The 7,261-nt window shown below is 32.8% G+C and carries 4 protein-coding genes; 3 read left to right on the top strand and 1 reads right to left on the bottom strand.

Annotated elements, in window-relative coordinates:
• Positions 1–15 precede the first annotated feature (15 nt).
• Positions 16–1,068: a histidine kinase gene (locus tag ABI657_RS18645; RefSeq protein ID WP_348098778.1), complete on the bottom strand. Its 1,053-nt coding sequence runs from the start codon at positions 1,066–1,068 to the stop codon at positions 16–18.
• 263 nt (positions 1,069–1,331) lie between these two features.
• On the opposite strand from ABI657_RS18645, the gene ABI657_RS18640 reads away from it, so the two are divergent.
• From ABI657_RS18640 to nagB, 3 genes are all read left to right on the top strand, one after another.
• Entirely contained in the window at positions 1,332–4,352 is a 3,021-nt protein-coding gene (locus tag ABI657_RS18640; RefSeq protein WP_348098777.1) for a TonB-dependent receptor plug domain-containing protein, read from the top strand.
• Between the two features lie 12 nt (positions 4,353–4,364).
• Positions 4,365–5,957 (top strand): RagB/SusD family nutrient uptake outer membrane protein, encoded by a 1,593-nt coding sequence (locus ABI657_RS18635; protein WP_348098776.1) that lies wholly within the window; start codon positions 4,365–4,367, stop codon positions 5,955–5,957.
• Positions 5,958–6,072: 115 nt separating this feature from the next.
• On the top strand, positions 6,073–7,261 hold a 1,189-nt coding region (gene nagB, locus ABI657_RS18630; RefSeq protein ID WP_348098775.1), incomplete at its 3' end, for a glucosamine-6-phosphate deaminase.

Below are 7,261 nucleotides of genomic sequence, written 5' to 3'. Positions count from 1 at the left end.
TCAATCAACACGCATTTAATCTTCATTATTAATAGGTATTTGCAAACGGATTATATAATAATTCAGTTTTGTAGTGTGGTGTAAACTATAATTATTTTTGTAAATTAATTTTAACCTCTTTTTGGTATTAATCAGTCCTATACCTCCTTTGTGGTTAACATTTTGTGAAATTACAAAATTATTTATGATTTCAAAATCTAATGTCTTGTTATCGATAACTTTACAATTGATTTTTATTTTTAGGTTTTTATTGTTGAGTCCTCCATGCTTGAAAGTGTTTTCTACCAGGGAAATAAATATTAAGGGAGGAACTTTTATGTCTTCTATATCTGATTCCAGATTAATAGTGACTTCGACATTCTCAAAACGCAGTTTTTCAATTTCGATATAATTTTGAATGTAGTTAATTTCTTTAATTAAAGGAACAAACTTGGTTCCTTTAACATCATATAACACATATTCCATCAAATTGGAAAGTTTGATTATTACATCAGGAACCTTATCAGATGATTCTAAGGATAATGAATATAAATTATTTAATGTATTAAAGAAAAAGTGTGGCTGGATTTGATTTTCAAGGTATTTTAATTTTATTTTAAACTGATTTTCCCTCAAATACCTGTTTCTTTCACGCTCACGTAACCATGTCAGGGTTAAATATACAGAAGAAGCCATAGCTAAAACATACAATTCTCCAATACATACAGCTACAATATGATTCATCTCAAAAGGATGGTATTCACGATTAGCTTCGGGCCATATATTTTCTGATATAAGATAATAAGTCAAAACTGTTTTTAACAAATAGATTCCAAAAAGACTTACTAGTAGAGCAAAAGTATACTGGATGTATTTTTGCCTGAGTACAAAACGCGGAACTAAAATAAAAAGGTTAAAATAAACTAATGGTATATGTAAAGAAAATTCAATAAGATTAGATTTAAATGAATAAGGATAGTCATTAAAATAAGCACCCCATCTTAAAAAATTAAGTGTAAAATAACCTCCCCAAAACCAAATATGATTCTGAAGTTTAATATCAAAATTTAATTTTTGAATTTCACTCAATTTAAATAGTTTAATGATTTGTATAAAGCATATTAATCGATTGCAACTTTAAACAATTAGTTGTTAAAACGCAATTCTTTTGAATTAAAATTTATAAAAAATGCGAAATCATACTTTTTTTTAATGGAAAAACGTTTTCGTGAAACGTATTATTGATTGTTTTATGTCGTTCGTTTAAAGTTTATTGCAGTTTGTATAAATTATTTTTTTTAACAGAACCTTAAGAATAAATTTACCCCATAACTAACAAATAATAAATAAACATGAAAAAATTTTTCTTAATCTTTATGATTGTTTTTACCGCGCAGGTTTCGCTTGCACAGGTAAAGAGTATCAAGGGTGTGATTACAGATTCTGATGGAATGCCGTTACCAGGGGCTTCTGTTGCTGTACAAGGAGGTCAAAGAGCTACAATTACTGACTTTGATGGTGTTTTTACTGTAGAGGCACAAAAAGGGCAAACATTAGTTTTTACTTATGTAGGCCTTGAAACTCAGAACATAGTTGTTGGAGATGTAACTACAATTAATGTGAAATTACTAACAGCAGCTTCAAACGCACTTAGCGAGGTTGTGGTCACTTCATTAGGTGTTACTAAAAGTAAAAAATCATTAACTTATGCGACTCAGGAATTAAGAGGAGAAGAACTAGTTCGTGTAAAAGATGCTAATGTTATCAATACAATTGCTGGTAAAATTGCAGGTGTTGCTGTAACGAAAAGTGCTGGTGGTACGGGCGGATCAACAAAAGTAGTTATTCGTGGTAATTCATCTATAACTAATAGCCAGCCTCTTTATGTTATTGATGGTATTCCACTGTACAACGGGTCTCCGACTCAGCCAAATGGCACTTTTGGGGATGGTAACGGCGGTAATCGTGATGGAGGAGATGTTGTTTCTTTAATTAATCCTGATGATTACGAAGGAATGACAGTTCTAAAAGGTGCCGCAGCTTCTGTATTATATGGATCTCAAGGAGCAAATGGAGTAATTTTACTTTCTTCTAAAAAAGTGAAAGAAGGTAAATCAAATTTTAGTGGGTCTTCTGTAACTACTTTTGAAACGGCAGCTTACCTGCCTGAATTTCAAACTGACTATAACAGTAATGGAGATAAGGAAAAAACTGCTGACCATGTAAAAGACTTTTTTGAAACAGGTGTAACGCAAATTACATCTTTCGGATTCACAACAGGTTCATCTGTCGCAAGTACTAATATTACTTATGCAAATACTAACTCGTCAGGGATTATGCCCGGAAATAACTTAAAGAAAAATAACTTTGGTATTCGTCAAACTGGAAAATTCTTCAATGATAGATTAACAGTTTCTGCTGATGGTAAATACACTTCTCAAACTATTCAAAACAGGCCTTTAAATGGACTTAACTTTAATCCTTTATTAGGTGTTTACTTAATGCCAAGAGGAAACGGAAATGACTTTAATTTTTATAAAGATAATTATCAGATTTTTGATCCGGTTAGAAATATCGAAACTCAAAACTACCCAGTAATTGATGAGTACGTTCAAAATCCATATTGGTTAATCAATAAAGCTAAATCTGAAGATAAAAATAATTTCTTTAATGGATCTCTAGCATTAGACTATAAAGTAAGCAATTGGTTAAATATTGCTGGAAGATATAGTTATAATCGTATTGAAAGTATTTTTGATAAAAAGATTTATGCCACAACTTCTGAAATTATTACTGCTCCAACTGGAACATATATCAATATTGCAAATTTAAGTACGCAACGTTACGGAGATTTAATTGCAAAAATTAACACCAATTTTAATGAAGATTTTTCATTCAATGCTATAGTTGGTACAAGTATAAATAATACGATGGCTAATCAGCAGACAGTTTTAAATTCAGGAACTAATAATGGTGGTTTAGTGAATACAAACTGGTTTACATTAGGAAACTTTGTTAATAATAAAGCAAATCAACAACTTTCAGGTTCAAATAGAGAAGTGCAATCAGTATTTGCTTCTACTTCTTTTGGATTTAAAGACATATTGTATTTAGATGTGGCAGGAAGAAATGATTGGTCTTCTACATTAGTAAATACAGGTAGTGCATCTTATTTTTATCCTTCTGTGGGTTTAACAGGTATTATTAGTGAAATGACTTCAATGCCAGAATGGATAAATTATGGAAAAGTGAGAGCTTCTTATGCTCAGGTAGGTAACGATATTGCTGCTTTTGTAACATCACCAAGATATACCATTCTTGGAGGGCAATTTATACAACCAGCTGTAGGTCCAAGACCTGGAGAAACGTTAAAACCAGAATTGAAATCAGAATATGAAATTGGTACAGAGTGGAGGATGTTTGATAATAGATTAGGCTTTGAAATTTCGTACTATAATTCTAAAACTAAAAATCAATATGTACAGGCTCCGGCCCCGTCAACAAATCCTTTTGGATATACTAATTACGGTTTCAATGCTGCAAGTATTGCAAATCAAGGTATTGAAGTTGTGTTGAATGCTAAAATTATCAAAGGAGATAAATTCTCTTGGGATACAACAGTAAACTATTCTCAAAATAAAAATGAAGTAAAAGAACTTCCTTCAGAATTAGGGGGACGCGTAATTTTAACTGATCCAGGATCTAACGCATACAGATTCTCTTTAGTAGAAGGCAGACCTTATGGTGTTATTGAAGCGTATACACTTGTAAAAGATGATCAAGGTAGATTATTACTAAATAATCTTGGAAAACCCCAAGTGGATCAAAACTTCAAAGAAGTTGGGAATGCCAATCCAGATTTTATGGCAGGCTGGTCTAACAAATTTAAATTGGGATCTTTCTTTGCAAACGTTTTGTTAGATGGTAGATTTGGTGGAAATGTTTTAAGCATGACTCAGGCATTAAATGATTCTTATGGTGTTTCAAAAGCTTTTGGAGATGCTAAAAATGCAGGAGGAGTAAATGTTAATGCTGTAGCAGCTGATGGTGTTACTCCGGTAAATAAAATTTCTGCTGAAGACTATTATGGTACTGTAGGAGGTAGAAGTGGAGCTTTAGGGGAATATGTTTATAAAGCAACAAATGTTAGTTTAAGAGAGCTTTCTGTTGGGTATACTTTTAATTCAAAAGCAATTACATTTATTCAAAATGCCAGTATATCATTAATTGCAAGAAACTTATTCTTTATTTACAAAGATGCTCCGTTTGATCCAAATGTTGCTTTAAGTACAGGTCAAGGGTTACAAGGAGTTGATGTTTTTGGATTGCCAACGACTAGAAGTATCGGTCTTAATTTAAATGTTACATTTTAATAAAAAAATATCATGACAAGAAAATATATACAAAAATCGATCCTTTGTTTAGGTCTATTAGCTGCATTTAGTTGTACTGATAATTTTGAGGATATTAATTCAGATCCTCAAGGGTCTACCGCTGAAAATTTAGCTCAGGACTTTAATAATATTACTGGATATTCACAAGTAATTTTCAATTATATTTTTGAACAAGATCCTTTATGGGGATATCAAATTCAGCAAAACTTACAAGGAGATATTTGGTCAGGATATATGGCTACTCCAAATCCTTTTGGAAGTAATAACAATAACATGACTTATAATTTAGTTAATGGCTGGAACGGTAGAGCCTGGGATGATGCCTACAGTAAAGTAATGGCTAACGCCTTAAAAATTGAGCAGGAAAGCAAAACCAAAGGATTGTATCCAGAAATTTATGCAATGTCTCAAATTTTGAAAGTAGAGGCAATGCATAGAATTACAGATATTTATGGACCAATAGTGTATTCTAAATACAGTTCTGAAGCTTCTGTTAAAGAATATGATTCTCAAGAAGAGGTTTACACTCAAATGTTTGCTGATCTAGATGAAGCAATTACAGTATTATCTAATAGTAAAGATGCAGGAAAAGTTTCTATTATAGGAAAAGCTGATTTTTCTAAATATGGTGGTGATTATGCTAAATGGGCAAAATTCGGAAATTCACTTCGTTTAAGATTAGCAATCCGTTTAGCGGTAAAAGCACCAGCAGTAGCTAAAGCTCAAGCTGAAAAATCTATTGCTCAGAAATATGGTATCATGACTACTAAAGATGATAGTTTTGTTTTTCAAAGCGGTTTTGTTAATCCTGTTTATGGAAACAGTAATAGCTATGAAGATATCAATATGTCTGCTGATATGGAATCTATTTTAGGCGGATATAATGATCCAAGACTTTCAAAATTCTTTAACGTTTCTGTAAAATATCCTGGAGAATACAAAGGTATTAGAACAGGAATTGTTTTGCCGGTTGCACCAGATGGTGCTACAAAAGCTGCTCGTAAAGATTTTTCTAAAGTTGGAGAAGGTATTAATACAAAAGAAATTGTTTTCTTATCAACTGCTGAAACTTTCTTCCTTAGGGCTGAAGGTGCTTTAAGAGGTTGGAATATGGGTGACGATGTTCAAACTCTATATGAAGCAGGAATCGCAGCTTCTTTTGAGCAATTTGGAGCTTCGTCTGCTACTTATAAAACTAGTATTTTACTACCGAAAGCATATATTGATCCTGTAGATCCTGCGAATAGTACTCCTGCAGTTAACAATGTAAGTATTGCTTGGGAAGCAGGAGCTTCAAATGAAGTAAAATTGCAAAAAATTATTACACAGAAATGGATCGCTGGTTTTCCTGATGGACAAGAGGCCTGGACGGAGTGGAGAAGAACTGGATATCCTAAATTATTTCCAATAACCAATAATACAAGTAATGGTGTTATAAGTTCTGCATTAGGTGTTAGAAGAGTGAACTTTGTCGCTTCTGAAATTGCAGGAAACAAAGAAGGTGTTGATACCGGAATCGCGAAGTTAAATGGACCAGATACTGGAGCTACGAGACTTTGGTGGGATACTGGAGTTAACTTCTAAAAAAAAGATCAAAAATAAGTTTAAGTTTGGTTGTAAATGGTATAAGTAGCGTAAGTTGCTTATACCATTACATAAAAAGTCTTAACTTTATATATAATACTATAAAAACAAAAAAATGAAAAGTGCTTTAGAAATAAAACCTGATATCAGCTACAAAAGTGCAGGAAAATTTGAAGAAACCAGATTTGAAAAAATTCATAATGAAATTTTCAAAAGTTCTGCAGAAGCTTCAATAATCGTTGCGCAGGAAATTGCTCAGTTAATTAGATCTAAACAAGAAAAAAATAAATCTTGTGTATTGGGTCTGGCTACAGGCTCTTCTCCTATAAAGGTATATGAGGAATTAGTCAGAATGCACAAGCAAGAAGGACTTAGTTTTAGCAATGTTATGACTTTTAATCTGGATGAATATTATCCAATGACAAAAGAAAACAATCAAAGCTATCACTATTTCATGCACCAGCATCTTTTCAATCATATTGATATTGATCCTGATAATGTTCATATTCCTAATGGTACTGTTGCAATTGAAGAATTGAATCAATATTGTATCGACTACGAAATGAATATTAAAAATGCAGGAGGCCTTGATTTTCAATTATTAGGCATCGGACGTACAGGTCACGTAGGTTTCAACGAACCGGGATCACACATTAACTCTGGTACCCGAATTATTACATTAGACCATATTACAAGAATAGATGCCTCATCAGATTTTAATGGTATTGATAACGTTCCAAAAAGAGCGATTACCATGGGCGTTTCTACCATTATGAGATCAAAAAGGATTGTCCTGATGGCTTGGGGACAAAACAAAGCCGGTATTATTAAAAGAACTATTCAGGGAGATATCAGCTCAGAAGTACCTGCAACATTTTTACAAAATCATCCTAATGCCACTTTCGTTTTAGACCAGTCTGCAGCTTTAGAATTAACGCGTTTCAAAACACCCTGGTTAGTGGGGGAATGCATCTGGACACAGGAATTAAAAAGCAAAGCGATTGTTTGGTTATGTCAAAAAACAAAACAGTCCATTTTAAAATTAACAGACCGTGATTACAACAACAACGGGATGTCAGATCTTTTAGCACAAGAAGGTTCTGCTTATGATTTGAACATTAATATGTTCAATGTACTGCAGCATACCATTACAGGATGGCCAGGTGGAAAACCAAATACTGATGATTCTCATCGTCCGGAAAGAGCCAATCCTGCTAAAAAAAGAGTGATTCTTTTTAGTCCGCATCCCGATGATGATGTGATTTCTATGGGAGGAACTTTTTCAAAATTGATAAAACAAGGTC

It is taken from the genome of Flavobacterium sp. (genome assembly GCF_039930565.1).
In the GTDB taxonomy this organism is placed as follows: Bacteria; Bacteroidota; Bacteroidia; order Flavobacteriales; family Flavobacteriaceae; genus Flavobacterium.
The sequence above is the reverse complement of the archived record's forward strand: the minus strand, read 5'-3'. Positions and strand labels throughout refer to the sequence as shown.